The following is a 26,529-nucleotide window of genomic DNA, read 5'->3' as shown; positions in this document are numbered from 1 at the left end:
TTGATAACCGGGATTCAAATTTTCCGCAATTTTGTGATCTCTGTTTGCACACTCATTGCAATCTGCAATGATTGATTTAGAAGTTGAGCATACTCGCTTGCCTGACTGCTCACTTGTAAGGCTTGCAACTTTGTTAAATTATTGACAAGTAATTCTTGATTATTGGTAAATAATTCTTTATTATCTCGTAAAATTCGTTCTGTTTTCAAAGCGCGAACGAAATCTTCTCTAATAAGTTGCAGAGCAGCAACGACTTTTTCTCTATCAGCTATACCACTGTCTGTGTTCCCAGATGTTATCTGTGGATCATGGATAGCGATCGCGATCACCAACTTATGATATTTATCGACTTGATCCAAAAGTACTCTGAGTGTTCTGGGATGGGTAAAACGCCGCCAAAACCAACGCCCAACTATAATAGCAATTGGCACAGTTGTCAGCAAAACAATTCCTAGTATTATTGAGGAACCAATTGTCGGCAGAATCACAAACGCATAAACAAACCCGACAATTATCAAACTCACCACCAGCGCTATAACAATTTCGTTAATCAAAAAACGAAATCGCTTCTCGCGATCCTTCATAATAGAAGGTCGTAAGACATTGTCTGGATTTAATCCAATTAAACGTCTCAGTTCTCCCTTAGTTATTTCCAGGCTTAATAAGTCCGGCTGCACAGATGGATACTCCTATCAAAGAGCGAGTGGCGTATTTGTTGTATCCTCATTTTAGGTAACAGTGTATCGCTCTTTGATCACTTTAGTGGGATAAAAATTAAAGGCAAAATCACCAAACCAAGATACTGCTAGGCATTTGGACTTTTATTTCTCACACAAAGCCGAAAATATTGATTTTTGCGTAAACCCTTTTATTTGCTTGGAAAATAGCCCTCACCCCCTAGCCCCCTCTCCCACTGGGAGAGGGGGGAAGTAACTTGTGGAGAACTTAACTACTTCGTTGTTCTGATTGAATCAATGACATTAGCAATCTCGTTTAGCACTGCTTCTATATGATTTAATATTTGTTCATTCCTAAAGCGAATTACTTGGAAACCATTGGCTTTTAACCAGTTTTCTCGAATAGTATCTTCAACTTGTTGAGTGTCATGAATATTGCCATCTACTTGCATAACTGTGTATTTATTTAAGCTGAAATCTTGCACCATTCTCAATAACCGTAGGTGGGCACTGCCCACAATAGTAAAAAGAAGGGTTTGAGCAAACGGTGAATCCAGCGCTGCAGGAGGGTTTCCCGACAGAGGCGACTGGTGAACCCGAAGGGTAAGCAGTGCCCACCCTACAAAAATTGCTGGCTGTTCCCTGTTCCCAATTTACTTATGTTTTAGCTTTTATCTTTAATCGCAATTCATCTTTAATCCGGTTGAGAATTGAACCTTCATCAAGGGTTGCCAAAATTTTACTAATCACAACTTTAGGACCTTCTGGTCCCCAATTTGCCCCATTGGCTAAGTATGCTTTTGTCACATACCCAAGACCATAGCAAGAAACACCTGCTACACCCGCTTGAGTTAGTGCTACTGACACATAGGCACCCAAGGAAGCGCCCCCAGTCGCAGGTGCAGACAGACCAAGTAATGTTTTCAGCGAACTCAAGCCCAAATTTGCCAAGAGTTCACTGGCACTGATACCACCCATACTCAAGGCAATTCTTTGTAATAATTTTACGGCTCCGGTTTCGGTCATGGGAATGCCATAAAGTTTTGATAAGCCCAGAATCAGGACGATATCTATCACCGCACCAGCGAGAACATCTAGTAGCATGACAGGATTGAAGGCGATCGCCATTGCTTTAGTCATCGTTGCTTTCCATATCAACTGATTGGCACTGGTATCTCGAATCTTAAGTTTTCGCTGCACCAACTGCTCATTAACGTTGTCAGCATAAAGCATAGTGTTGAGGGCGACCAAAGCTTTGCCTTCACGATGTAGAATTTCCAAAATCTTCAACTTCAGTTCTTCAACTTGGGCAACTCCTGCACTCAACTGCACACCCCTGGTACCATCGGGACGATGAACCATTCTCCTCACCAATGGCGATGCTGCAGCCATCACAATTTCATCAGGTGAAAGTAATTCTCGTACCCTTTCATCCCGAATTTTTTCGTAAATTGCCATGCGATCTGCTTCAGGATACTGGTCTGTTTTGTTAAACACCAGCAAAATAGGTTTACCCGCTTCCCGTAATTGGGAAAGGGCATCATGTTCAACTTTCGTCATGTCGCCAGCAACGACAAACAAAATCAAATCTGCTTGTTTTGCGATCTGTTGTGCTAGTGTGGCGCGGGTTTCACCATTAACTTCGTCTAACCCTGGGGTATCAATCAATTCCACTTGAGATTGACCACTTCCCGGTAGAGTCACTCGCAAAGCACGTTGTGTTTCCCCAATCTCTTCTTCTGTGATAGTCCAATTTGCAGTTTGAGAATTGCGCGTGACACCATGCAAGGGACCTGTTTCAAATACTGGTTGCCCTACCAAAGCATTGAGTAGAGATGATTTGCCTCGTCCCACCATCCCAAAGGCGGCTATCTGAACTACCATGCGTTCTAATTTCAACAGCATTGTTTCCAAATCGCCAATCTCTATCTCCAGTCCGTCTTTTTCCTCTTGAGTGAGATCAAGTTTATCTACCAAATTTCGCAGTGCGGTTCGCGCTTGTTTATAGTTGAGTTCTGCTTGAATATCTTCAAAAGTAAAAATCGCACTATCTAGCTGTTCGTCCCAATTGAGAGAGTTTTCGCTACTGCTGGGCGAATCATTACGATGTGGCTCGGGTAAGGGTAATGTTGGAGTCATATCAGTTTTCGATTTTCAAATTTTATATATCTCTTGTTTACTATCATTACCTCCATGAAGCGACGACGACCACATCGTGAAAAATGGCAGAATCTACAATGCTAAATAGATAGTAGCGATGTTTATCTTTCGTGATGACCCCTTAAAGTCATAAACTGAAAAATGCATGTAGTAGCGTTATAGTTCTTGACGAAATCACCTGTGCGAAAAATAGTTATTGCCGGTAATTGGAAAATGTTCAAAACCCAGGCAGAATCCCTGGAGTTTTTAAAAGGATTTCTGCCCAGCTTGGGCGAAACTCCTCAAGACCGAGAAGTGGTATTGTGCGTCCCCTTCACTGATTTAAGCGTTTTTTCCAAGAGTTTGCATGGAAGTCGTATACAATTGGGGGCGCAAAATATTCACTGGGAAGGGAATGGAGCCTACACGGGTGAAATTTCTGGACCTATGCTCACTGAGATTGGTGTGCGCTATGTTATTGTCGGTCATAGCGAACGCCGGCAATACTTTGGTGAAACTGATCACACCGTCAACCTGCGCCTGAAAGCTGCTCAGAAGTTTGGTCTTACGCCTATTCTATGTGTAGGTGAAACCAAACAACAACGAGATGCGCTGGAAACAGAATCACTGATTATCAGCCAACTCGAAAAAGCCCTTGTGGATATTGATCAGGAGAATTTGGTTATTGCTTATGAACCCATTTGGGCCATCGGCACTGGTGACACTTGTGAAACCAAGGAAGCCAATCGTGTCATCGGTTTGATTCGCAACCAATTGACCAATCCTAATGTACCAATTCAATACGGTGGTTCGGTAAAGCCGAATAATATAGACGAAATCATGGCTCAAAGGGAAATTGACGGCGTTCTGGTGGGAGGAGCAAGTTTGGAACCCGCAAGTTTCGCCAGACTTGTGAATTATAAGTGAATGTTCAGTAACCAAAGTCCTCTCGTTCCCTGGCTCAGCCAGGGAATGTATACAGTGAGGCTGAGCCTCACGTAGAAATGGCGAAATTAATCTTGAAATCTAGAGGCGGAGCCTTTAGTCAAGCGTTCCTAGGGCTTTGCCCTAGGAACGAGTGTAAAGCGTGTTTAACACGTAAATTTATGACACCCAATTTAATCATTCGAGAACGCTGTTTTGAGTGGGGACAGCGGACGTACCTCATGGGGATTCTAAATGTCACACCTGACAGTTTCAGTGATGGTGGCGAATTCAATACAGTCACTGCTGCTTTAGCACAAGCACAAGCAATGGTAGCAGGCGGTGTAGATATTATCGATGTTGGTGGTCAATCAACTCGACCAGGGGCAGAGCAAATCACTCTTGCAGAAGAACTTAACCGAGTTCTGCCAGTATTGCAAATACTGCGAAAAGAGATACCAGTGCCAATTTCTGTAGACACAACAAGGGCAGCTGTTGCCCAGGCTGCTGTAGAAGCAGGTGCGGATATAGTTAATGACATTTCCGGGGCTACCTTAGACCCAGAAATGTTGCTGACAGTGGCAAGGATGAATGTGCCTATTATATTAATGCACATCAGGGGAAACCCGCAAACAATGCAACAATTCACTAATTATCAAGATTTGATGGGAGAGATTTATAGTTTTTTGGCAAAGCAAATCGCTGTAGCTACTGCTGTAGGTATTGACGAAAGAAAAATTATCATCGATCCAGGGATTGGCTTTGCCAAGAACTATGAGCAAAATTTAGAAATTTTGCGCCGCTTACCCCAATTGCGTCAACTTAAGTGTCCTATTTTAGTAGGAGCATCTCGTAAAAGTTTCATTGGTCGTATTTTAAATCAGCCAGATCCGAAAGCACGAGTCTGGGGAACAGCAGCTGCGTGTTGTGCTGCTATCTTTAATGGTGCTGATATCCTGCGAGTTCACGATGTTAAAGAAATGCGCGATGTATCATTGGTTGCTGATGCAATTTTGCGACAATCTTCGCAAGTCCAGCCATCAGACTAAGTAGAACCATTGTCGCCATTGTTGGCATGTTCTTCGTGTGTCATCGAAGAAATCAAATCCATCATCTCAGCACCTTTGCCTGGGTCTACAAAGACAACTTTGGCATTCTCGCTTTCACCCAGTCTGTAGCTGGCATTGATGTAATCTTGAGCCACGAGATAGCGCAGAATTTCCTTACTTTCAGGATTAGAACGTAAAGCTTCAGAAATGAGCTGCATTGAGGCTTTTGTTCCTTGTGCTTTCTTAATTGCAGCTTGTTGCTGCCCTTCTGCTTCTAAAATCGCAGCACGGCTAGTAATTTCAGCAGCTCGCTGCTCTTCCATTGATTTGCGAACACTCTCAGGTGGTGTAATACTCTGAATATCTACCCGCAGAATTTCAACTCCCCACTGCGCCGTTGTGTGATTCAACTGAGCCAGAAAGGCAGTGTTCATGCCTGCTCTGGCGGCGTTGGCATCTTCCAAGGTATTCTGGGCAATGACTTCCCTAAGCGTAGTTGTAGTCAAGTTTGTTAGTGCTTGCTGCAAGTCGTCAATTTCATAAAAGCTTTTCTCTATATCTCTGACGCGCCAGTAAACAACTCCATCCACTTCCAAGTAGATATTATCTCTGGTGATCACGTTCTGAGGCTTGATGTCTAAAACTTGCTCTCGGGTCGTATCCTCCATGACAATTTGATCGAGCAAGGGAACAATAAAGTTGAGTCCTGGTTTAAGTATGCGATGCTTCTGCCCCAAACGTTCAACCAAAGCTTCATTTCCCTGATTAATAAGCTTTGCCGATCCTAATGCATACCCTATAAGCACTAAGACTATGGCAATAATTGGTTCCATATATTCTCCTATTTAACATTTGGCGGAATTAGCCCTAAGAACATAGCACTAACACTATGTCCTATCTTCAGTTTAATATCCAGAATGTGTAATGTACTTATCACAAGTTGTGGTTCAAGGCAAGGCTCTGGAAAAAAATGACATGAAATTAGCGATGAGTTAGCTTTGGACATGGCTATTAAATCATCAACATAGCTGCGTGTGCAAGTGCTAATTTTGTCATTTAGTTTACTAAATAAATAGTATGTCAAGAAAAAGGGGGGTAAGGGAATAGGGGTATAGGGGAAATTAATTAGTCTTAATGATAGAGTCCAATTTTGGCATAGCAAGTTTTTCGACCATGAGCGCTCAGTGGTTAACAAAAAAGGTGGGCAGTGCCCACCAAGGGTGAAATTTATATGGTCAACAGAACTACATCATGCCCATGCCGCCCATGCCGCCCATGCCGCCCATGCCGCCCATGCCGCCCATGCCGCCCATGTCAGGCGCACCACCTGCGGGTTTCTTCTCAGGTTTTTCGACCACGACTGCTTCAGTGGTTAAAACCATTCCAGCGATGGAAGCAGCGTTTTGGATAGCTGAACGCACTACTTTTGCAGGATCAATAATACCAGCAGCAATTAAGTCCTCAAATTCCCCAGTAGCGGCGTTGTAACCGATGTTGAAATCAGTGTCCCGCACTCTGGCGACAATAACCGACCCTTCAACGCCAGCATTATCTGCAATTTGACGCAATGGGGCTTCGAGCGCTCGCGCCACAATATCAGCGCCAATCTGTTCTTCTAGGGAAAGAGTGTTTTTAAACTCTTGTACTTTTTTCGCCAAATGAATCAGTGTTGTTCCACCACCAGGAACAATACCTTCTTCCACAGCAGCTTTAGTAGCATTAAGAGCATCTTCAATCCGCAGTTTGCGATCTTTGAGTTCGGTTTCTGTTGCCGCACCCACTTTTATCACCGCAACTCCACCAGCTAGTTTAGCAATGCGCTCTTGCAGTTTTTCTTTATCGTAGTCTGAATCGGTTTCTTCTAGTTGTTTACGAATTTGAGCAATTCGCTTTTGCACGTCTGCTTTTGTGTTGTCACCAGCAGCAACGATGGTGGTGTTTTCTTTGTCAATCGTGATTTTCCGGGCAGTTCCCAGGGTTTCCAAAGAAGCGGTATCCAAGGTTAAGCCAATTTCTTCAGAAATCAGCTGTCCATTGGTGAGAATCGCAATATCTTGCAACAATGCTTTGCGGCGATCGCCAAATCCAGGGGCTTTGATCGCGGCAACAGCTAGCACTCCCCGCGCTTTGTTCACCACCAAAGTTGCCAAAGCTTCTCCTTCTACATCTTCACTGATAACCAGCAAAGGTTGACCATTACGGGCTACCTTTTCCAAAACTGGAATCAACTCTTGGATGTTGCTGATTTTCTTATCAGTAATCAGGATGCGGGCATTTTCAAATTCTACCGTCAACCGTTCGTTGTTGGTGATGAAGTAGGGGGAGATGTAACCCCTGTCTATTTGCATCCCTTCTACAACTTCTAAATCCGTTGTCAGGGACTTAGATTCTTCAACAGTGATCACACCATCTTTGGTAACTTTCTCCATTGCTTCAGCCAGCATTTGACCGACTTCTTCGTCGTTCCCAGCCGAGACTGTCGCAACTTGAGCGATCGCCGCACCTTCTACTGGCTTCGCCACTGCTGCAATTTCCTGCACCAACGCCTCGACGGTTTTGTCAATTCCCCGCTTCAGGGCAATAGGGTTGGTACCTGCGGCAACATTCTTCAAACCTTCTTTGATCAACGCTTGCGCCAACACAGTAGCAGTGGTGGTACCATCTCCAGCCACATCTTTAGTTTTTGACGCCACTTCCTGAACCAGTTTTGCGCCAGTGTTTTCTAAGGGGTCTTCTAGTTCAATTTCTTTGGCAACGGTGATACCATCGTTAACAATTTGGGGTGCCCCAAATTTTTTCTCCAAAAGAACATTGCGACCTTTTGGTCCTAGGGTAATTTTCACCGCATCGGCAAGAGCGTTGATGCCTCGTTCTAAGGCCCGCCGCGAATCTTCATTAAATGCAACAATTTTTGCCATGTTTTGTGTTCTCTCGTGCGCTTCCAATAGACAATTTAGCACTCACTGGCCAAGAGTGCTAATCACTTTTAGTCATCCTTCGGATATATCCTAAGCGCTATGCCTACAGCACGGCTACGTCCTAAGCATTCTGACTGGAATAAAATGCAGCAACTTTGCAGTTAGTTGCCTTGGAACAATTTAGCGCTGGATAAGTCCTTGCGGAATTAGTTGAAGTTGGGGACTAAAGACCAGTGACAATTTAAATTTCAAAAGACAAAATAAAAAATAATCTTTCTACTCTACACCCCACTCCAGCACAGACTTAAGGTGTTATGGCCTTACTCAGACACTTTATTCTCACAGAATGACTCTATATTAGAAGCAACTTCTTATGAAGTTACAGATAGTTAGGAAAAAATTCACTAACATACAGTTGATGCTTATTGATACTGACACTAATGGTTAAACCGGGAGATGAACATATACAGCTCCCTTCGTTCCCTCGGTATTGCTGACCCTAGCGGTTCCGGCTGGTTGGCGGTAGTATTTACATTTCTTTTAGCTGGTACTGTCACTTGGCGCTTGATTCCAGCAGTTCGCAAGTTTGCCCTGCGAGTAGGTTGGGCTGACCAACCGAATGCGCGACGGCTGAACCGAGAACCTTTGCCTAATGCAGGAGGTCTAGCTATTTATGCAGGAGTGATTGCTGCCGTGGTATTAGCCAGTCTCTTACGACCTATTGAACTCGAAAGAGTACTGGCTGAGGTACAGACGATTCTTCTAGGGGGATCGATACTGGTTCTTGTGGGCTTTATTGATGACCAATTTGGCTTACCCCCTCTGGTTCGATTGTTAATTCAGATACTCACAGCTCTGTTGCTGGTTGCTAATCGTATTACCATAGAATTCTCTTTTGGGACTCCCATCGACTCTACACTATCAGTAATACTAACAGTACTGTGGGTAGTTGGGATCACGAATGCCATCAACTTAATGGATGGCATGGACGGTTTGGCGGGGGGAGTAAGCTTTATCACCGCTATAAGTTTATTGGCAGTTTCTGCTCAGGTTCCCAACCGTGCGGCAGCGACGTTAGTTCTGGCGGCATTGGGAGGGGCGGCGTTGGGCTTCTTGAGCCATAACTTCCATCCTTCGCGCATTATTATGGGTGATGCTGGGGCCTACTTTTTTGGTTATGTACTAGCTGCTACTAGTATTTTAGGTAATCTCCAAGGACCGACGGCTGTCTCTCTGGTCGCACCGGTTCTGTTTTTGCTATTACCAGTACTCGATACCACTCAAGTGTTTATCCGACGCCTGATGGCGGGAAAAAATCCTCTTAGTACCCCTGGCAAAGACCACCTGCACCACCGCTTGTTAGCTTGGGGCTTGTCTCAACGCCATGCTGCGCTTACTCTTTGGTCAATTGCTTTGATTTGCAACGTGTTGGCAATGAGACTACAAAATATGACCTTGGTACAAATACTTGTTACGACCATTGGGATCATCCTCTTTTTAAGCTTCATTGTCTTGCAAAGGATACGAACAACCTAGCGCTTCCCCGCCTCAAGGACGCGGGATTTTAAGAAGATTTCGCTTGTATGGGTGTAGGCGTGTAAGGGTGTAGGAGTATAAGGGTATAAGGAAAGACATTTTCATGGCAAGGTTTGTGAGATTTTCTCATGAATGGCAAGCATGAAAATCTATTTTCATGGCAAGGTTTGTGGGCGATCGCCCATGAATGGCTGACTTGAAAACAGTATCTTGTGCATCTTGTGTAGGGGAGAAAGAGTTTCAGACGTTCTGGTGAGGTAGTGTTCAGCTAGAGTTTCACAGGCTTAGACGCCCACCAGAAGACTTCCCGATAGCCTTCTGGCAGACCGTTCCCACTAGGGTGAACCGAGTTCATGATCGCTAATTCGGTTCCCACACTCACTTAATTTGCCAATAGGACAAAGTGATATTTCTTTGAACTTGTACAGAGGAATAGGTGTAAGCTCATTGAGTCGCTACTTGCTATGAGTTCTTTGTTGATCAAAATTCGTCAATTCAAATCCCTTAGCAGCCAGCACCTCACGCACCTGCCCACTCAATAAAGCCGCGAGTTCAACTTCACCTGCCCCTGATGGGCCATTCAGCGGTTCGCCAGGTATGGCGATCGCTGGATGACAATAAATTTCCACTCTCGTTGCCTCAATTTGGGGTATGAGACCAAGCAAGTATTCCTCAGTCACAGAACCAGTTTGCAGCAACCCGTAAACGCGCTCAGCAAAACCAATACTCTTTGATTTGAGCAAGTTCTCACCGTAGCGGCGCAGTCCACCAAATACCCCCGCCCAAACCAGTTTAGTTAGTAAGTTCTGACGATCAAGCCGCAGGCTCATCCCCAGTTCTTCATGAGGAAGACGGATAACTCGAATGTCAAATTCATCGGCTAAATCAACTAGGATACGCAGTACCAACGGATGCATGTGCATATGCAAATGCCCATCTACATGGGAAAGGCGCAACCCAGAAGAGCGAAATTTTTCTAATTGAGCACGGATTTCTCGCTGCAATTCCTCGTGAGTTGACCGATTGAACTGATAGCGCAACCCGCTTCTTTCCGCACCGTATGGAAAATTACCTGCATTATCAACCAAGTGAGGAATTTGCGAGGGTGGCAGCGCAGCTCGACCACACACCAAAACCAAGTGCAAACCAACTCCTAGGCTGGGGTGAGCATGTGCAAAATCAACCGCTTCATCAAATGCCTCACCTGTAACCATTAAGCTGGTACTCGTCAGTATTCCTTCTTTGTGCGCTTTGATAATTGCTTGGTTAACGCCATGTGAAAAGCCGAAGTCATCACCATTGATAATGGCGAATTTCTGAGCCTGCATAAGTTCTGATACCAATTTGAAAAAAGAATACGACAGATGGAATGCTAAAAGCAATTACCAGTAAGTCTTTTACAATCACGCCAGTTCGCTCAAGTCGGAAGACCCCTAGTGGGAACGGCCACGCCTTACGGCTATCGGGGAGAACCTCCGGTTCCGCTAGCCCCTAAGGGGGCCGGAGCTAACGCGCTCCGCCAGATGCCTGGCTGTCGGGAAAACGCGCTTGTGCTACAACGGGGGGAACCCCCCTTCGGGAACGCCCGTCGCCTACGGAGGGAAACCCTCCTGCAGCGCTGGATTCACCGCAACGCACTGGCTCCCCTACCAAGAGCACTGGTCTCACCGCCCACACGAGTGGCTCCAAAATCTAAAATCCGTCTTGAAAAGCTTTGATGCCTGCGGCAAGCCCTTCGGGGAAGACCTTCGGTCTCGCTGCGCTAACGGGGGTTCGCAATCGACGGGAAGCGGAGCCACTCCGTTGGGCGGCTTTGCCGACTTGAAGGAAGTGGCGTCCAAGACTGCGACCCCCTCACCGCAAAGCGTCTACGGAGGAAACCTCCGCTCAAACTTTTCGCAAAATCCAAAATGGTATGATTTATTGTTCCAACAACTGAGGGGTTGAGTTGGACTGTCGCTGAGGCGTCAGTCTGATAATGCGTTGGGCTATTTTGGCAAGTGTAGGCAACAGTTGCGGCTGGAGAAGCCGTTGGTCAAAAACGCTGATCCGTTTGGCGTTTTCTTTAAGGCAAGTAGATAAAAACAGTTCCGGAGTCAAATTGTCCATGAAGTTCATAGCTCCAGTGGCAGTGAAACCTTCCTGTTTTTCTTCATCTGAACCACCAAAGGCTTTGATTTTATATTGCAGCGCTCTGTAGTAATGCCAAAGAGCATCAACCCCTCGTAACCAATTCGCCCTACGACCCTCATGAATTTGTTGGTAAGTTACCCAATTCACAAAGAACATAATATGTCGCGCTTCTTCGTTAAGAATTGGGTCGAAAATGTCGAATATTCCTTCAGGCATATAGCCAGATTGGCGGGCAATTCCAAACAATCCAAAGGCTAAGAAAGAATCGAGGCATTCCCCAAACCCAAAATCAATGAAAGCAGTTTTGATATTACTAGGGAGCGCTGGCTCTGGAGGTTGAGAAATTTGAATATCGTAATGATTGATCAAAAACTCAATCAGTCGGGAGTGGCGAGTTTCCTCCATCGCTTGAAGGGCGATCGCCTCTCGCAACAGGGGATCACTAATTGTCGCTGCAAAGGCGCTGACCATCGCCCCAGCTTCTCGCTCTGTACTGAGGGCTTCTCTCCAAAAGGGAATACCGTGTAGACGTTCTAAAGCTACGCTATCGAGAACGGGCCAAGAGAGTTTTTCTGGCTCAAACTCCAGGTGGCTGTCAATAAAGCTACGGCAGAAAAGTTCTTTGTGTTCTTCGCTTCCAAGTTTCATCATATGGCAACAATTTATTTGTTAGTTGTCATAGTTCGTCCAGGCTCGTGTACCTAAGCCAGTACGTTAGAGAGGACAATGCCGTGGTGAGGCAGTCCACTCTTGGGGATAAAAAGACAGTACGCTAACTATTCTATAACCTAACTAACCACTTACAACTGATTGCTCTTTAGCAGCAGCTTGTGTATGACGCTCTTTTAGGTAAGAGAAAAATTCGCGTCCTTCACGCAGGCGACGCACGAGCATTTGGGGATTAGTCAACATTTCGCCAACAATCGGGATAATGGCTTTCGGTCGAAAGTAGAAGCGACGATACATTTGCTCGACTGCATCCTCAATTTGGCCGCTGGAGAGGTTCGGATACTGTAGTGTAGACATTTGAATCCCCGATGAGGCGACTAGCGAATTATCGCTAAACCAACCGTTAGTCTGAGCTTGTCGATAAAGTTCAGTTCCAGGATAAGGGGCGGCGATAGAAACTTGGATGGTATGCGGACTAACATCGCAAGCAAAACGAATTGTTTCTTCAATTGTCTGTTGACTTTCGTTTGGCAAGCCGATGATGAATGTACCGTGTACGGTAATGCCGAGTTTATGGCAATTTTCCATAAACTTCCGCGCCACCTCTAACTTAATGCCTTTGTTGATCCCGTCGAGAACTTGTTGGTTACCTGATTCAAATCCTACCAGCAACAGGCGCAAGCCGTTGTCACGCAGTTGCTTGAGAGTATCGTAGTCTAAGTTGGCGCGGGCGTTACAGCTCCAAGTGAGCTTGAGCCGTTTCATGTGTTGGCTGATTTTGATCGCCCGCTGCTTGTCAATTGTGAAGGTGTCATCATCAAACATATATTCCTGCACCTTGTCACCAAAGATGGCTTTGGCTTCTTCCATGTCTCGCCCAACTGCTTCTGGGCTTTTGGTACGGTACTGGTGACCGCCAATTGTTTGAGGCCAGAGGCAGAAGCTACATTTGGCTGGGCATCCACGACCAGTGTAAAATGAAACATAAGGATGTAGTAGATATCCTATGAAATATTTCGTAATATCTAAGTCACGCCCGTAGACTGGAAGTACGCTGGGCATCACATCCCAATAGTGGATCAAGTCACGCTCAGCATTGTGGTGTAAGTTACCGTCTTTATCTCGGTAGCTGAGTCCCTTAATCTGATCCCAAGGTAAGTCTAGTGCCAACTCCTGACAGGTGTAGTCAAATTCGTTGCGACACACAAAGTCTATCACAGGGTTGTCACGCAGCGTTTCCTCTGGTAAGACAGCGACGTGCGCCCCAACAAAACCAATTTGTACATTAGGGTTTTGTTCTTTGATTGCAAGAGCACATGCCACATCATTTGCCAGAGAGGGTGTGCTGGTGTGCATGATAATCAGTTCGTAATCTTTGGCGATTTTCAGCACATCTTCCACAGTCTGATTATGTGGAGGAGCATCTACAAGCTTACTTCCAGGGACGAGTGCGGCGGGCTGTGCCAGCCATGTAGGATACCAGAATGACGTAATTTCGCGCTTGGCTTGGTATCGGGAACCTGCACCACCGTCAAATCCATCAAAGGAAGGAGGACTAAGAAAAAGGGTTTTTTTCACGAAATATTTCTCCTTTTTTTAAGTAAGACAATACAGTCAATTGCAAGGTTTTATATAGTCTGTAGCAATCGAAATTATCAGAAAAACTGAGTACTCAATCATGCAATGAATGCAAAAACATTACTGTGGCTGAGTATATCTTTGAATATCATCCAGAGGTCTTTGACATCTCTCCTGCCTAAAGGCTAGGAGATTCTAAATTGATGCTACGTGGTAGGGTGAACCCGTGCCCTTCGGGTTCGCCACACTCCCATCGTGACGGAAACCGCCAAGACGGGAGGTGGACTCACCACTTCGCTTTTTAGCTGTCACCCAGATTTTCATCCGAGTGGGACGTGTCAAAGCGCCCCTACCCACTCGACCAAGTTCTAAACTTAGTGTTGCGGCTACTTTACGTAATATATTCGCAGCTCCGTTACAATCCGCGTTAATCGTGCCATAGAACATTGATTTGTACAAACCGCGCTTTGTGCGTCGTCCTCTTGGCTTCCACCGTTCGGGTTTCTCACCGTATTTTGGTAGTTCATCATTATTGAGGAATGAAGCTTTAGACGTGTACGATTCTTCTGTCTCTACAAAATTAATGCTGTGTCTTGCGCACAGTTGCTTAATCCGTTCCTTTACTCTGTATGTCGGGATTTGGACAAATGTTTGATTGTTTTTACGCCCGATATTGCTTTCTTGTCGTTGACCTTGATTCCAACCAAACACGACGTTGCCAATTTTCATCCGCAAACAATAGTCAATGACAATTCGTGCTGCTTTGTTTACTGCGTCACGCATTTGTCGATTACGTTTTTCAGTGATGGCTGCAAGCTTGTTTGACCAAAAGCCTTGTGGCTTCTCCTCCTTGAAAGAAGCAACTTGTTTGTTGTACCACTGATTAATTGATTTGACGTGACGACCATCAACAATGAAACTATTTCCATCGAATACATTATCAACGCACGTTAACCAATTCGTCACTCCTGGATCAATTCCTAATGCCCATTTTTCATTTAAACGTGGTTGCCATGCTTTTGGTTGTTCGTACACAAACTCGGCATAAAATTCACGGTTGCGTGGAAGAATTCGTAGTTCCTTGATTGTGGCAAAGTTAATATTAGATGGGACAGGGATACTGAAAGAATCTATCCCAAACCAGGCTTTAACGGTTTGTCCTAGAGGAATTCGTATTTCGTTTCCTATTAACTTTAAAGCTTGTTTCGGATAAGTGCATGATGCTAACCCGTTTTTACGATAGCTAGGAATGCGAGGTTTTTGATCTAATTCTCCTTTGCGTGCTTTTTTCTCTAACTCGTAGAAAGACTTAAAACTTTCAGCTACTGTTAGGAGAACTTGTTGAGCACACTGTGAATGAAGGGACTGGTAGTTGCGGTTATTTTTTAGCTCGTTTATTAGATCAAACTTTTTTAAATATCGACGTTGCTTAAACCAAATTTGTCTCCCGTAATAGATTCCACAATTCGTTAGTTTGTGAGCCTGAGAACAAAGATATTCAATAACTGGGTGAACAAGCAATGAGCGATTCAACAATACTTGTTGACAACCATAATCTTTTAGCAATAAAATCACCTCCTTTTATATGATTAGTATACAATGTTCACAATATTAATTCCTGAAAAGATGACAGCACTTTAAAAAGTGCCTAGTGGTTTTCATCCCTGGTCTAAAGACACAGGGTTTTCAACCTACCGTCTTATAAGAAAAAATAATTTTGCAACGTTGGGATTTCTAGTCCTATTAAGAACAGTTGTTTAGTTGGTATAAACGCTGCACAGCTGACTGTAAACATACAGATGCGCGATGCGGGTTGAGGTGTGTGAGTAAGTGTGAGGAGTAGTGTTAAGTAGAACCTGTGAACGCTTAGTCAGACCTAAATAAACATAGTTGATAGTTTATTGAGGTATGGGTGGATGTAAACACCCGCAGAACTTTCCATAAGCGAAAAGCTTGACAACAGGTGTTTTATTATTTACTGGTGTTAGTAAATTGCTCCAGTAGTGCAAGAACATCACTGCGACTGAGTTTACTTTTACCGTTGGCAAGAGCATCGAGGGTGCCATAAGCTAAAGTTAAGGGAATTTGACAAAAGTCCAAAGCCGGACCCGGAGCAAGAGCGCTAATGTATGCATCTGCCAGCGTCAAATTGCGACGGGCATAATGATGCAAATCTTCGGCACTCCACCCTTGTGGAAAGAAGTCCACTCCACGCACCAAGTCCTCAGTGTGGTTCCGGATGATATTCACAGCCTGTAAACCACGACCAAAGCCAATTGCATGAATACGGTTTGTCTGTGTCCCATCGTACCAAGCCCATAAATCTGAGAGCATCAAGCCAACGGCACCAGCAACTCCAAACGTGTAACGATCTAAATCGGACTCGGTACGGATTTTCCAATCGTTTTGGGCCCAGTAAGCCATTCTATCTGCCATTGCCGCAGTTGCATCCCAAATCCGAGGAGCAATGGTTGCAGGTGCAAGAATTGCCCATTCTCGAATCCGCACAGAAACCTCGGGTAGGAGATGTTCATGTGAGTGAAATCCTTTGTAGAAAGCATCGATGGCAAAGCCATCACCGCCTGCTTGTAATGTCAAGCTAATTGTTCGTAACAGCTTTGCTTTAGTAAAGTTATCTAGTTCTGGATGATCCTCAATTTCATCAATGGCTCGCAAACACAAGTACGCTGATGCGACTGCTTCTTGCAAGCCCAGTGGTAACTTGATGATTGGAATGTAGAAAGTCCGACTCGTTTCCTTGAGGATGTTTAAGGCATCTCCATACAAGTCCATAAGATTGCAGCTCCATTGGGTATTACTCATTTTGCCTAATATTGTTGGCGAAAAAGTCACCACTCAAGTGAAAAAGTTTGGAATTGCGCAAATAGTTGTCCCTGTCCACCCAACTGCGTAGATAAGATTGCACAGGGACAACGCTCAAAGGGAGGGTAACCCGAAGACAGACAGGCGACTGCTTTCAAGTTGGGCTTGTCGTCAGACATCGCCAAAGGGCGGCTGCCTTTGGGCGCATCGTTCAGCAAGTCCTACCCCCTAATACCGTTTCACTTTAAAGTTGATACATATGGGCAAGTGGGGGAGTAGGGGAAGTAGGGGAAGTAGGGGAAGTAGGGGAAGTAGGGGGAGTCAAATGTATCAGGATTTTTGTGAAAGGGTATAATTCGGAATCGCTTCGGCGTAGCAAGCGGTAAGCCGAGCGATACAGAACATCTTTGGGTGTATACGGAAGAATCCATGAATCCACAGTCGGCTGCCAAACTCAATCCAATCCAACAGTTACCAACTTCTGACTCAAAATATACATTCTGAATATCTATTTTTTTCAAAGAAAAATAAGAAATGTTGGCCAAGAATGACATCAGTTTCCACCTGCCGGACTTGTTAGTTATGGTTCATATATGGTTCTTGGCTCTCACTCCTGAGTTTATGAATTACCGCGTAAATAAAGACTAAAACTATACGGTTAATCTTGTGCAAGCTCCTCTCCTCTGTGTGCGATATCGCAAAATGCTATTGACCTGCATTGGTGTCAATTGACGATAGTAATAGCTGAAAGTTCCCAGTACATATGTGCTTACGACTCACAAACTAGAAGGGTTGAGTCTTTTGGGGATGGCGATCGCTAGCCCCTAAGGGGGCGCTGCGCAAACGCTTGCCTCACGCACAAAGCGCTCAGCATGAGCGTGAGGCAGATCGCTTTTTTCGGTATTGTCAATGCTGTATCCAAAGCAAGGCATAGCCAGATAGAAGTTCAGTACTTCACAAGATATAGCAGTTTTGTACCTTCCAAGTCATCATTTACAGCCGACTGTGGCTTCTTAAGGAAGAGGAATATGGCGATACGCATGATTGCGTCTGTTGCTTTGCGCGATACGCGTAGCGTCAAGCCTCCGGCTTATCGCACCATAAGGAAAGATAAACTCCTAACTTGCACATTTTAGAACCGTTATACAGTAAGGCTTTGAGAAATCTTATAAAAATGTGCTTGTTTCATATTTTGCGGGAGCGTTAATCGCGCCCGTTGGGCGCTCACATCTTGCACCAAGAAAAATTGATGGTATTTTGTCACTCAGTATTAGAGCAGAAAGTCTTATTGAGCGAGAAAAACCAAGAAAAATTATGTAGCTTTATGATGCATCCTTTTAGCTTCTACGGATTTCTACGGTTAGGTGCAAGATATGAGATAAACGTATGACTCGAATGGGTATGCTGCCAGTTCTATCCTAAAAAATAAGCATTTTCTGTTTCATGACGACTACTGTTGAGACGGAAAAGGAAAAAGTCGTTTCAGATTTTTCTTTTCCAAGTGCATAAGTTAATTTCACTAGCACTTATTAAGGGGTAGAAGGAAGGCGGTAAAGCTAAAGGGCAAAAGCTTTTAGTGTTAACTATTTTCCTCTGAAAATTATCCATTAATACATAGTATTGCAGTCATCAACAACGTGTGAAAAACAAGTTGTTTCAAAAAAACGTGCAGTTTGATAACTGAAAAAAGTTCTTTTTCACAAGTTAAATAGGATTGCTATATTACACATCTTAATGGATGCAAGATCCGTTATCAATTTCGTGAATTTTAAGGAGAAAAAACTCATGGATACTACAGTAACAGAAGAACAAAAAGTTATGAATTTGGTCAAGCTAGATCAGTTACAACAAGAGATTCAGAAGGCAGTATATGATGGAGTGGAAAGCTCCAAGTTAGGCGATGTGCTTGAAAAATACGGTTTAGAAGACAGATTCATCCACATTCATGTTAAACTCGACCTAGATAAAATTCGCTCTAGCGATGCTATAAAAGACCCGGAAATAAAGGATTCTTTAGGAGCAATACCAGGGCGCGAAATTGTGATAGCGGGTTGCGCCATGTGCGGCTGGAAGTGTTGTTGACCTTTGAAAGTAGTCAGAAGCTAGGAGCTAGGAGGCAGAATGCGAGGCGTGCAACTGGCTCCTGACTTGGGGGTCTAAACCCAGAGTAGGCTTGGGTTGGAAAACAAAACCTAACCTACTCTAGTGAATTTAGGTAATTCAATACCTAGAAGGAAGTAATATAGTTGCAGAATTAGCGTTGTTTTGCAACAATTACTTTGCTTGGAGAAGTACACTATTCGAGATGAGTACTCTTTTGAACTGGGTTAAAGGGCTAGGAATTGCACCACTTGTTGCAATAACTTTTTCTACCAACTGTGCTATTGCGCAAATCACCCCGGATGCTACTTTACCTAACAATTCTCGCGTCATAACACAAGACAATATCAAAATTATTTCAGGTGGAACTCAAGCAGGAAGTAATCTGTTCCACAGTTTTGAGCAGTTTTCTGTACCTAATGGAACTACAGCTTACTTTAATAATGCTGTTGATATACAAAACATTATTAGCCGGGTGACGGGCAAGTCTGTCTCTGATATTAATGGCATACTTCGAGCTAACGGCACAGCGAACCTATTTCTCATTAATCCCAACGGTATTATTTTTGGTCCCAATGCCTCGTTAAATATTGGGGGTTCATTTGTAGCAAGTACTGCAAGTAGTTTGAACTTTGCCGATGGTACTAAGTTTAGTGCCACAAATCCCCAAACCACACCCCTGCTGACTATCAATGTTCCCATAGGCTTACAATTTGGGGCAACTGCGGCACCTATCCGCAATCAATCCCAAGCTAGTCCAAATGGAGCAACCACTTACTTTGGAGACCCTGTTGGTCTACAGGTACAGCCAGGTAAAACCTTAGCACTTGTGGGTGGTGATCTAACGTTGGAAGGTGGAAATTTAACGGTAGATGGGGGACGAATTGAGCTAGGAAGTGTCGCTGGCAATAGTCTGGTCAATTTAAGCCCAACAAACCAAGGTTGGACCTTAGGGTATGATAGTGTTCAGAATTTCCAAAATATTCAACTCATCCCGCGAATTGTTAATAACTCTGAGATTTACTCTACTGTAGATGTCAGTGGTGAGGGAGGCGGCAACATCCAGGTACAAGCCAGTCATCTCATGCTGACTAATTCAAATATTTTGGCTAGAACTTTGGGTTCAAACTCAGGAGGTGATTTAAGAGTGAATGCTTCAGAGTCTGTGGAACTAGTTGGTTCTAACACATTAATACAGAGTGCAACTGGAGGTGCCGGACAAAGCGGAGACTTAACAATTACCTCAAAGAAATTAAGTATTCGGGATGGTGCACAAGTATTTCTTTCTACTTACAACAACGGTGCAGGGGGAGATTTAACCGTAAACGCCTCCGAGTCTGTAGAACTAATTGGTAAGGTTAATCTTTTCCCTAGTGCATTATCGACTATAACCGCCTCTGCTGGAAAGGCGGGTAACTTAACGATCAACACTGGAAGGCTACGTATCCAAGATGGAGCACTGGCATCAGTACAATCTAGTGGACAGCAAAACGCTTCTAGGGGATTTACACCAGCTACAGGACAAGCAGGAAATTTGACGGTGAACGCCTCCAAGTCTGTAGAACTGATTGGAACTTCAGTAACAGGGTATCCCAGCAGGTTACTTGCTTCGACTAATGGTTCTGGAGATGCTGGAAAAGTGACAATCACCACAGGACAATTGATTGTTCAGGACAGGGCTGCAGTAACTGTAAGTAGTGAAGTTCGGGAAAATGCTATTTACTTAGTGAATCCACGCAATTTCGGTAAAGCAGGCGAACTCAATATCTCTGCTCGTTCTATACTTCTGAACAACCAAGGAAAACTCATATCTGAAACGAACTCAGGTCAAGGCGGAAATATTAACCTACAAGTACGGGACTTATTAGTACTACGCCGTAACAGTCAAATATCCACGAATGCAGGCAAGGCGCAGGCTATTGGCGATGGCGGTAATATCACCATCAACGCTCCCAATGGCTTCATCGTCGCCAAACCACAAGAAAACAGTGACATCACTGCTAATGCTTTCACAGGTTCTGGTGGCAAAATTCAAATCAATGCTACTAGTATTTTTGGTTTAGCACCGCGTAGTCGAGAAGACTTGGCAAGACAATTGGGAACCAACGACCCAACTAAACTAAACCCACAAAACCTAATCACAAACGATATCACGGCAATTTCTCAAACTAGTCCGACTTTAAACGGCGTAGTAAATATCAATACACCCGAGGTTGATGTCAACCGTGGATTAATCAACTTGCCAGTGGAACCAGAGGAACCGAGACTGGCACAAGGATGTAATGCAAGTGTCGCGCGAAATCAAAGCGAATTCATCATCACCGGACGCGGTGGCATACCACCTAACCCTAGGGAAGTTCTTAGAAGCAACAATGTGCAGGTAGATTGGGTGTCTTTGGGAGAAGATGCAAATTCTGTTTCTGGTACTTCAAGTAGAGAGACACAAAGACAGAGAAGTAGAGATGAAATACAAAAGAAGAAAGATGTCAAATCTCCACAGGATGAGATTGTAGAAGCGCAGGGGTGGGTAGTAGATAGCAATGGCGATGTGATTTTGGTCGCACAAGCACCTACTACGACACCTCATGGTTCTTGGTCGAATTCTACATCTTGTAAATGAAAGTACAAAGTCCATCTTAACGCTACTGAATAACATGACCGCCACGCGGCTTACACTCCATTTATTTTGGTGGTTCTTAATTTTGTTAGCGCAGGGCGTAGCCCTCCTTTGAATTTTGAATTTTGAATTTGAGCGAAGCGAGTGACAACAGCCTAAAATTAAGAAACTTGCACTGATTGCTTGGTCAATCTCAGAATAAATAGGCGGAAGCAGACGGGGAAACTAAGGTGAGTCATGAATTTGATTACGATTTAGTAATTGTAGGCGCTGGAGTAGGCGGACACGGGGCTGCCTTACACGCCGTTAGCTGTGGTTTGAAAACAGCCATAATCGAAGCAGCTGATATGGGAGGAACTTGTGTTAACCGAGGCTGCATTCCATCTAAAGCACTGCTGGCGGCATCTGGACGTGTGCGAGAGTTAAGAGACGCCCATCATCTCAAGTCACTGGGAATTCAACTGGGAAGTGTGGAATTTGATCGACAAGCGATCGCCAACCATGCAAACAATCTCGTATCCAAAATACAAGGCGACTTAACCAATAGCCTCAAACGCTTGGGAGTCGATATCATTCGAGGTTGGGGTAAAATCGCAGGAACACAAAAAGTTTCTGTGACAACAGACAGCGGCGAAAAAACCATTACGGCAAAAGATATTATTCTTTCACCCGGTTCTGTACCCTTCGTTCCTCCGGGTATTGAAGTTGATGGCAAAACCGTATTTACTAGTGATCAAGGCGTAAAGCTAGAATCATTACCAGATTGGGTAGCAATTGTTGGCAGTGGTTACATCGGCTTAGAATTTTCCGATGTTTACTCAGCTTTGGGCAGTGAAATCACGATGATAGAAGCCCTAGACCAGTTGATGCCAGGATTTGACCGCGATATTGCTAAACTAGCTGAACGAGTTCTCATCACTGCGCGTGATGTTGAAACTCATGTGGGCATATACGCCAAAAAAGTCACTCCTGGTTCACCCGTCGTGATTGAACTAGCCAACTTCAAAACCAAAGAAGACGTGGAGGTGCTGGAAGTCGATGCATGTCTGGTTGCAACAGGACGTATTCCAGCAACGCAAAACCTGGGTTTAGAGTCTATTGGTGTAGAACTTGATCGTCGAAACTTTATCCCAGTTAACGACAGCATGGCAGTGCTATCAGCAGGTGAAGTCTTCCCGCATCTCTGGGCGATTGGTGACGCTAACGGCAAGATGATGCTGGCACACGCAGCTTCTGCTCAAGGTATCATCGCAGTAGAAAATATCTGTGGGCGGCACAAGGAAGTAGACTATCACAGTATCCCCGCAGCAGCTTTTACTCATCCAGAAATCAGTTATGTGGGTATGACTGAAGGCGCAGCCAAAGAAAAAGGTAGCGCTGAAGGATTTGAAGTTGGGACGGCAAAAAGTTACTTCAAAGGAAACTCCAAAGCTTTGGCAGAAGGTGAAGCAGACGGAATGGCAAAAGTCATTTATCGCAAAGACACAGGCGAAGTTTTAGGCGTTCATATCTTTGGGATACACGCTTCTGATTTAATTCATGAAGCGTCAGCGGCGATCGCCAACCGCCAATCTGTCCACACCCTTGCTCATTTGGTTCACGCCCATCCAACACTTTCGGAAGTGCTGGACGAAGCTTACAAACGAGCTATTGCTAGTTAGTCATTTGTCCTTTGGGGAGCATCCCAATTTTACAGGAGTAGTGCGAGCATCTTGCTCGCTACAGTATACGAGTAAGATACTCGCACTGTACAATCATGATTTGGCAGATTTGCGATTTTCTGTGTCTTTTGTACTTGACAAATGGAATTGGAATAATGAAAAAACCGCAGAGGCGCAGAGGACGCAGAGGAAGAGAAAAGACTAATAACTAATGACTAATGACCAATGACTAATAACTAATTATGCAAATCCGTCGCTCTAGACCTAGTCCACCTATTGCTGTATCCACAATACGCTATCAAGTCGCTACACCTGATGCCCAGCCAAATAACATTTTAGAAGAAATTGTTTGGCATAAAGAAGAAGAAGTTAACCGAATGCGGGAAAAGCTTTCTTTGCAGGAATTGCAGCGTCAGGTGGTTGAAGCGCCTCCCGTCCGTGATTTTGTAGCAGCATTGCAGCAAGGCAAAACAAAGCCAGGATTGATCGCTGAAGTTAAAAAAGCGTCTCCCAGTAAAGGAATTTTACGAGAAGATTTTCATCCGGTGGAGATTGCCTTAAAGTATCAAAAAGCAGGTGCTAGCTGTATTTCGGTACTTACGGATGAAAAGTTTTTCTCTGGTAGCTTTGAAAACTTAGCTAAAATCCGCGCTCAAGTAGATTTACCGTTACTATGCAAGGATTTTGTCATATATCCTTACCAAATGTATATGGCGCGTGTTCGAGGCGCAGATGCAGTATTGTTGATTGCGGCTATACTCAGCGATCAAGATTTACAATACTTTGTCAAAATTGCCAAAGCTTTAAAAATGGCGGCATTGATTGAAGTCCATAGTTTAGCAGAACTTGACCGCGTGTTAACTATAGATGGTGTTTCACTGGTAGGTATAAATAACCGCAACTTGGAAGATTTCTCTGTTGATGTACAAACGACTTGCCAACTCTTAGCAGCAAGGGGTAAAGAATTACAGCAAAGGAATATTGTGGTTGTCAGCGAGTCAGGATTACATAACTCAGATGATCTGACTTTAGTAGAACAAGCAGGCGCATCAGCTGTCCTGATTGGAGAGTCTCTAATTAAACAGCCAGATCCAGAGGAAGCGATCGCCAACCTTTTTGGCAAATCTTGACCCCATGAAGAATTTTAGCTTTAGGCAATTGGTTGATGCTTGTGTAACAATTCATTTAATGACAAGCAACTTCTAAATTATCCAAAATCTGAAATCAACTATTAATTTCATGGAGCAAATTCCTCTGCCTTCACCTGTTCACTACGAACTTATACTGCAACTGTTAGAGAGACAAACTATGGTAGCGGTTAGCAATGATCCGAATTTGCGGCATCAGGTAAATCAGCTCATTATTACCTTGCGTAAAGCGGCTGTACAACAAAAGCATCTGGAAGAAGTTTGTCAATCGTCTTTTAATATTGACCACCGTTGGTCCCTCAATCATCTCAACACTAAGCATATTGCTGCTGAGTGAACTACCTACACTCCCTTAACAGGCGAGTGTAGGCTTCCCAATTCATTGGGGATTGCCTCAGCCTTCGTGGATTTTTTACGTCCTGATGACTTTGTGGTCTTACATCCCCTCCAAGGGCAGAAGCGCTAGTTCCTAACGCCCAAAGTCGCAATCCTTCATTTCTAATATTTATTGCGGCGTTGATATCTCTATCGTGCTGACAAAGGCAGTGTGAACAATCTACAAACCTGACACCCAAAGAATCATAACCATTTTGCAGCATTGGGATTGGTAGTAGAGTCTGACTACAAAGCTGAGAAGATGGGAAGAAGCGACCTATTTCAAGGTATGTATGCCCAAACTTTTCAACTTTGTATTTGAGCATGGTTTGAAACATTCCCTAACCTTGATCACTAATGGCTTTAGCAAGGTTAGAATTCTTAACCATGTTCTTAACTGCCAAATCTTCTACACAAATCACTTGGTTTTCGTATGCTATTTTGCGAGATAGCTTGTGTAGAAAGTCTTCTCGAACTCTAGCTATTTTGCTAGATGTTTTTGCCACCAAACATTTAGCTTTCCGACGCTTATTAAAGGCTAAAAATTCTCAACCTGGAATTATTCTTAACAAAACCGTATTGGAAAATAGCAGTTCTCAATTGCCTGTAATACAGCCGAGACGTTGTGTATTTGATTCAAACGAGAATCGCTATAGTTATTGGAGGTAGCAAAAATCATCCATGATCACAGGAAGTACAGGATGAGTGAAACAATAGTTCGTCAGCAATATGATCAGATGTCATCTGTGTATGATCAACGTTGGAAAAGCTACATCTTCAAGACACTATCCTTTCTCAAGGACTGGGCGCAAATCTCACCACTAGATACTGTACTTGATGTTGCTTGTGGCACAGGTGAGTTTGAACGGCTGTTACTGAGTGAATATCCAACGCAAGAGATTGTTGGAGTAGACATTTCAGAGAAAATGCTGGAGATTGCCAAACACAAATGTAGCATTTATTCTCAAGTCTCGTTCCAAACCGCAAGTGCGTTAGCGTTACCATTTGCTAGTAACACTTTTGATGTTGTTATATCTGCCAGTTCGTTCCATTATTTTGACGATCCATTAGCTGCGTTAAGCGAGATGAAACGTGTCCTCAAACCTGAGGGCAAAGTTGTCATTTTGGATTGGTGCAAAGATTATTTTTTTTGGAAAATTAGCGACATTGTATTAAAGTTATTTGACCCGGCTTATAAACAGTGTTATACCCAAGACGAGTTTCATCACTTTCTTGCAGCTACAAATTTTACGATTCGCCGTGCAACTAGAGTTCGTTTCGATATCGTGTGGGGGCTGATGGTAGCTACAGCGACTCCCCAATCTTAAACAGACGTGAGTCTTACAAATCTACAATCTAAAAAGCGAGTTGAATTATGAACTCGCTCTTTTAACAAATAAATTAAATTTTATCTTTTTTATTTCAGACACAAGCCTTTGTAACAGGCTTACTCCATATATAAGCACAGTTCGACACTCCTAAACAAGCTGATTATTTCCTATATTGTCTCCAGCCAATCATATATTTTTTCTAACTGTTCTATGGTAACTAACCCATATTGCCAAAGAATCATTGGCAAAGGACCTGGATTTTGCTCACTGCGACGCAAAGCGACTGCGATCGAAGCTGTGGAAATTGCCAAATCTTCCTGTAAAAAGCTAATAAATCTAGAATAGGTTAATGGTGACATTTTGTATTGGATCTCCTCACATGGTGTGTATGTTTATATTTCAATTCACCACTTCTGGTGTAGTTGTAAGTAGCCAACAATTCTCCTATCACTGTGCCTTTGCTTAATAGATAACTCAGGAAAGTTTGTCTGGTGTTGCTCAAAGAATGTTTTCTTCTCAAAAAGAGACAGTAATACAACTTATCTTATAAGTCTTAAGCAGCACAATATTTAGATGAATTTATAACTTTATCCTTTTTACTTCAGTGCTTTAGTTAGCTACAACTGTAGTAAGAAAGATTCCTTAGCCTAATATTCTCTTATTGACTACTCTTTACACGTATGTCCAAAGGAATATTTTTTGTTATCTAGGATAAAATTAGTTATCTAGTCTTGGAACAATAAAGCTTTTAAGAATGTGTACTGAGTTAACACAGAAGTTAGAAGTTGGAGGTCGCAGGTCGAAAGTCAGAGGTAAAAGTTGGAAGTCGGAATGGAATTAGTGGCGGATTC

The 26,529-nt window shown here is 43.8% G+C and carries 20 protein-coding genes and 1 pseudogene; 9 read left to right on the top strand and 12 right to left on the bottom strand.

The genetic code is table 11. The features are described 5' to 3' along the window. Nucleotides 1–14: 14 nt before the first annotated feature. The 3 genes from AC5JM2_RS05175 to AC5JM2_RS05165 all read right to left on the bottom strand — a co-directional run bounded on the left by AC5JM2_RS05175 (nt 15) and on the right by AC5JM2_RS05165 (nt 2,816). The gene (locus AC5JM2_RS05175) at nt 15–677 is read right to left on the bottom strand and encodes a hypothetical protein (protein ID WP_495833838.1); all 663 of its coding nucleotides are present in this window, start codon (nt 675–677) and stop codon (nt 15–17) included. Nucleotides 678–949: 272 nt separating this feature from the next. Then, complete coding sequence (locus tag AC5JM2_RS05170; RefSeq protein WP_495833837.1) at nt 950–1,195, bottom strand: endonuclease domain-containing protein; 246 nt, start codon at nt 1,193–1,195, stop codon at nt 950–952. Between the two features lie 139 nt (nt 1,196–1,334). Beyond that, nucleotides 1,335–2,816, bottom strand: coding sequence for a GTP-binding protein (locus AC5JM2_RS05165; RefSeq protein WP_495833836.1), 1,482 nt, complete (start codon nt 2,814–2,816; stop codon nt 1,335–1,337). Nucleotides 2,817–3,017: 201 nt separating this feature from the next. On the opposite strand from AC5JM2_RS05165, the gene tpiA reads away from it, so the two are divergent. Both tpiA and folP read left to right on the top strand, forming a co-directional pair. Next, a complete protein-coding gene (gene tpiA, locus AC5JM2_RS05160; RefSeq protein WP_495833835.1) occupies nt 3,018–3,743 on the top strand; it encodes a triose-phosphate isomerase in 726 nt (241 codons plus the stop codon). Nucleotides 3,744–3,922: 179 nt separating this feature from the next. Next, on the top strand, nt 3,923–4,789 hold the full coding sequence (folP, locus tag AC5JM2_RS05155) for a dihydropteroate synthase (RefSeq protein ID WP_495833834.1): 867 nt from the start codon (nt 3,923–3,925) through the stop codon (nt 4,787–4,789). On the opposite strand, the gene AC5JM2_RS05150 is transcribed toward folP, so the two are convergent. After that, entirely contained in the window at nt 4,786–5,622 is an 837-nt protein-coding gene (locus AC5JM2_RS05150) for an SPFH domain-containing protein (protein ID WP_210617518.1), read from the bottom strand. The two genes, folP and AC5JM2_RS05150, sit on opposite strands and share 4 nt — an antisense overlap. Nucleotides 5,623–6,033: 411 nt before the next feature. Then, nucleotides 6,034–7,707, bottom strand: a complete 1,674-nt coding sequence (gene groL, locus AC5JM2_RS05145; protein ID WP_495833833.1) for a chaperonin GroEL — start codon at nt 7,705–7,707, stop codon at nt 6,034–6,036. A 456-nt stretch (nt 7,708–8,163) separates the two neighbouring features. Between groL and AC5JM2_RS05140 the strand changes: the two genes are divergently transcribed. Then, nucleotides 8,164–9,243 carry an MraY family glycosyltransferase gene (locus AC5JM2_RS05140; protein ID WP_495833832.1) on the top strand — a complete coding sequence of 360 codons (1,080 nt, stop codon included), beginning with the start codon at nt 8,164–8,166 and terminating at the stop codon, nt 9,241–9,243. 455 nt (nt 9,244–9,698) lie between these two features. Here AC5JM2_RS05140 and hpnK read toward each other — a convergent pair whose 3' ends face one another. The 5 genes from hpnK to AC5JM2_RS05115 all read right to left on the bottom strand — a co-directional run bounded on the left by hpnK (nt 9,699) and on the right by AC5JM2_RS05115 (nt 16,416). Further along, a complete protein-coding gene (hpnK, locus tag AC5JM2_RS05135) occupies nt 9,699–10,571 on the bottom strand; it encodes a hopanoid biosynthesis-associated protein HpnK (RefSeq protein WP_495833831.1) in 873 nt (290 codons plus the stop codon). A 592-nt stretch (nt 10,572–11,163) separates the two neighbouring features. Beyond that, on the bottom strand, nt 11,164–12,027 hold the full coding sequence (locus AC5JM2_RS05130; protein ID WP_495833830.1) for a ferritin-like domain-containing protein: 864 nt from the start codon (nt 12,025–12,027) through the stop codon (nt 11,164–11,166). 141 nt (nt 12,028–12,168) lie between these two features. Beyond that, the gene (gene hpnJ / locus AC5JM2_RS05125) at nt 12,169–13,623 is read right to left on the bottom strand and encodes a hopanoid biosynthesis associated radical SAM protein HpnJ (protein WP_495833829.1); all 1,455 of its coding nucleotides are present in this window, start codon (nt 13,621–13,623) and stop codon (nt 12,169–12,171) included. A 195-nt stretch (nt 13,624–13,818) separates the two neighbouring features. Further along, nucleotides 13,819–15,189 carry an RNA-guided endonuclease InsQ/TnpB family protein gene (locus tag AC5JM2_RS05120; protein WP_495833828.1) on the bottom strand — a complete coding sequence of 457 codons (1,371 nt, stop codon included), beginning with the start codon at nt 15,187–15,189 and terminating at the stop codon, nt 13,819–13,821. Nucleotides 15,190–15,594: 405 nt separating this feature from the next. Continuing rightward, nucleotides 15,595–16,416 carry a squalene/phytoene synthase family protein gene (locus tag AC5JM2_RS05115; protein WP_495833856.1) on the bottom strand — a complete coding sequence of 274 codons (822 nt, stop codon included), beginning with the start codon at nt 16,414–16,416 and terminating at the stop codon, nt 15,595–15,597. A gap of 1,815 nt (nt 16,417–18,231) precedes the next feature. Between AC5JM2_RS05115 and AC5JM2_RS05110 the strand changes: the two genes are divergently transcribed. From AC5JM2_RS05110 to AC5JM2_RS05090, 5 genes are all read left to right on the top strand, one after another. After that, nucleotides 18,232–18,528 (top strand): hypothetical protein, encoded by a 297-nt coding sequence (locus AC5JM2_RS05110; RefSeq protein WP_495833827.1) that lies wholly within the window; start codon nt 18,232–18,234, stop codon nt 18,526–18,528. A gap of 223 nt (nt 18,529–18,751) precedes the next feature. Further along, nucleotides 18,752–21,166: a filamentous hemagglutinin N-terminal domain-containing protein gene (locus AC5JM2_RS05105; RefSeq protein WP_495833826.1), complete on the top strand. Its 2,415-nt coding sequence runs from the start codon at nt 18,752–18,754 to the stop codon at nt 21,164–21,166. 227 nt (nt 21,167–21,393) lie between these two features. After that, nucleotides 21,394–22,824: a dihydrolipoyl dehydrogenase gene (lpdA, locus tag AC5JM2_RS05100; protein ID WP_495833825.1), complete on the top strand. Its 1,431-nt coding sequence runs from the start codon at nt 21,394–21,396 to the stop codon at nt 22,822–22,824. 242 nt (nt 22,825–23,066) lie between these two features. After that, a complete protein-coding gene (gene trpC, locus AC5JM2_RS05095; protein ID WP_495833824.1) occupies nt 23,067–23,954 on the top strand; it encodes an indole-3-glycerol phosphate synthase TrpC in 888 nt (295 codons plus the stop codon). Between the two features lie 109 nt (nt 23,955–24,063). Continuing rightward, nucleotides 24,064–24,309: a DUF5340 domain-containing protein gene (locus AC5JM2_RS05090; protein ID WP_210617543.1), complete on the top strand. Its 246-nt coding sequence runs from the start codon at nt 24,064–24,066 to the stop codon at nt 24,307–24,309. 5 nt (nt 24,310–24,314) lie between these two features. Here the strand turns inward: AC5JM2_RS05090 and AC5JM2_RS05085 are convergent. Beyond that, nucleotides 24,315–24,880, bottom strand: a pseudogene (locus AC5JM2_RS05085) (RNA-guided endonuclease InsQ/TnpB family protein); the annotation flags it as partial. Between the two features lie 168 nt (nt 24,881–25,048). Here AC5JM2_RS05085 and AC5JM2_RS05080 point away from each other — a divergent pair. Beyond that, nucleotides 25,049–25,675: a class I SAM-dependent methyltransferase gene (locus tag AC5JM2_RS05080; RefSeq protein ID WP_495833823.1), complete on the top strand. Its 627-nt coding sequence runs from the start codon at nt 25,049–25,051 to the stop codon at nt 25,673–25,675. 170 nt (nt 25,676–25,845) lie between these two features. Here the strand turns inward: AC5JM2_RS05080 and AC5JM2_RS05075 are convergent, their stop codons facing one another. Further along, nucleotides 25,846–26,037 (bottom strand): DUF2949 domain-containing protein, encoded by a 192-nt coding sequence (locus AC5JM2_RS05075; RefSeq protein ID WP_495833822.1) that lies wholly within the window; start codon nt 26,035–26,037, stop codon nt 25,846–25,848. Nucleotides 26,038–26,529 lie beyond the last annotated feature (492 nt).

It is taken from the genome of Brasilonema angustatum (assembly GCF_059505445.1).
Note: the sequence above shows the minus strand (reverse complement) of the source record. Positions and strands in the feature narration are given on the sequence as shown.

Coding starts and splice junctions, on each gene's coding strand:
- folP (WP_495833834.1), top strand. CDS start 3,923: ATGACACCCAATTTAATCATTCGAGAACGCTGTTTTGAGTGGGGACAG.
- trpC (WP_495833824.1), top strand. CDS start 23,067: ATGCAAATCCGTCGCTCTAGACCTAGTCCACCTATTGCTGTATCCACA.
- AC5JM2_RS05165 (WP_495833836.1), bottom strand. CDS start 2,816: ATGACTCCAACATTACCCTTACCCGAGCCACATCGTAATGATTCGCCC.
- AC5JM2_RS05150 (WP_210617518.1), bottom strand. CDS start 5,622: ATGGAACCAATTATTGCCATAGTCTTAGTGCTTATAGGGTATGCATTA.
- AC5JM2_RS05140 (WP_495833832.1), top strand. CDS start 8,164: ATGAACATATACAGCTCCCTTCGTTCCCTCGGTATTGCTGACCCTAGC.
- AC5JM2_RS05090 (WP_210617543.1), top strand. CDS start 24,064: ATGGAGCAAATTCCTCTGCCTTCACCTGTTCACTACGAACTTATACTG.
- AC5JM2_RS05130 (WP_495833830.1), bottom strand. CDS start 12,027: ATGATGAAACTTGGAAGCGAAGAACACAAAGAACTTTTCTGCCGTAGC.
- groL (WP_495833833.1), bottom strand. CDS start 7,707: ATGGCAAAAATTGTTGCATTTAATGAAGATTCGCGGCGGGCCTTAGAA.
- hpnK (WP_495833831.1), bottom strand. CDS start 10,571: ATGCAGGCTCAGAAATTCGCCATTATCAATGGTGATGACTTCGGCTTT.
- AC5JM2_RS05080 (WP_495833823.1), top strand. CDS start 25,049: ATGAGTGAAACAATAGTTCGTCAGCAATATGATCAGATGTCATCTGTG.
- AC5JM2_RS05075 (WP_495833822.1), bottom strand. CDS start 26,037: ATGTCACCATTAACCTATTCTAGATTTATTAGCTTTTTACAGGAAGAT.
- AC5JM2_RS05105 (WP_495833826.1), top strand. CDS start 18,752: ATGAGTACTCTTTTGAACTGGGTTAAAGGGCTAGGAATTGCACCACTT.
- AC5JM2_RS05110 (WP_495833827.1), top strand. CDS start 18,232: ATGGATACTACAGTAACAGAAGAACAAAAAGTTATGAATTTGGTCAAG.
- AC5JM2_RS05115 (WP_495833856.1), bottom strand. CDS start 16,416: ATGGACTTGTATGGAGATGCCTTAAACATCCTCAAGGAAACGAGTCGG.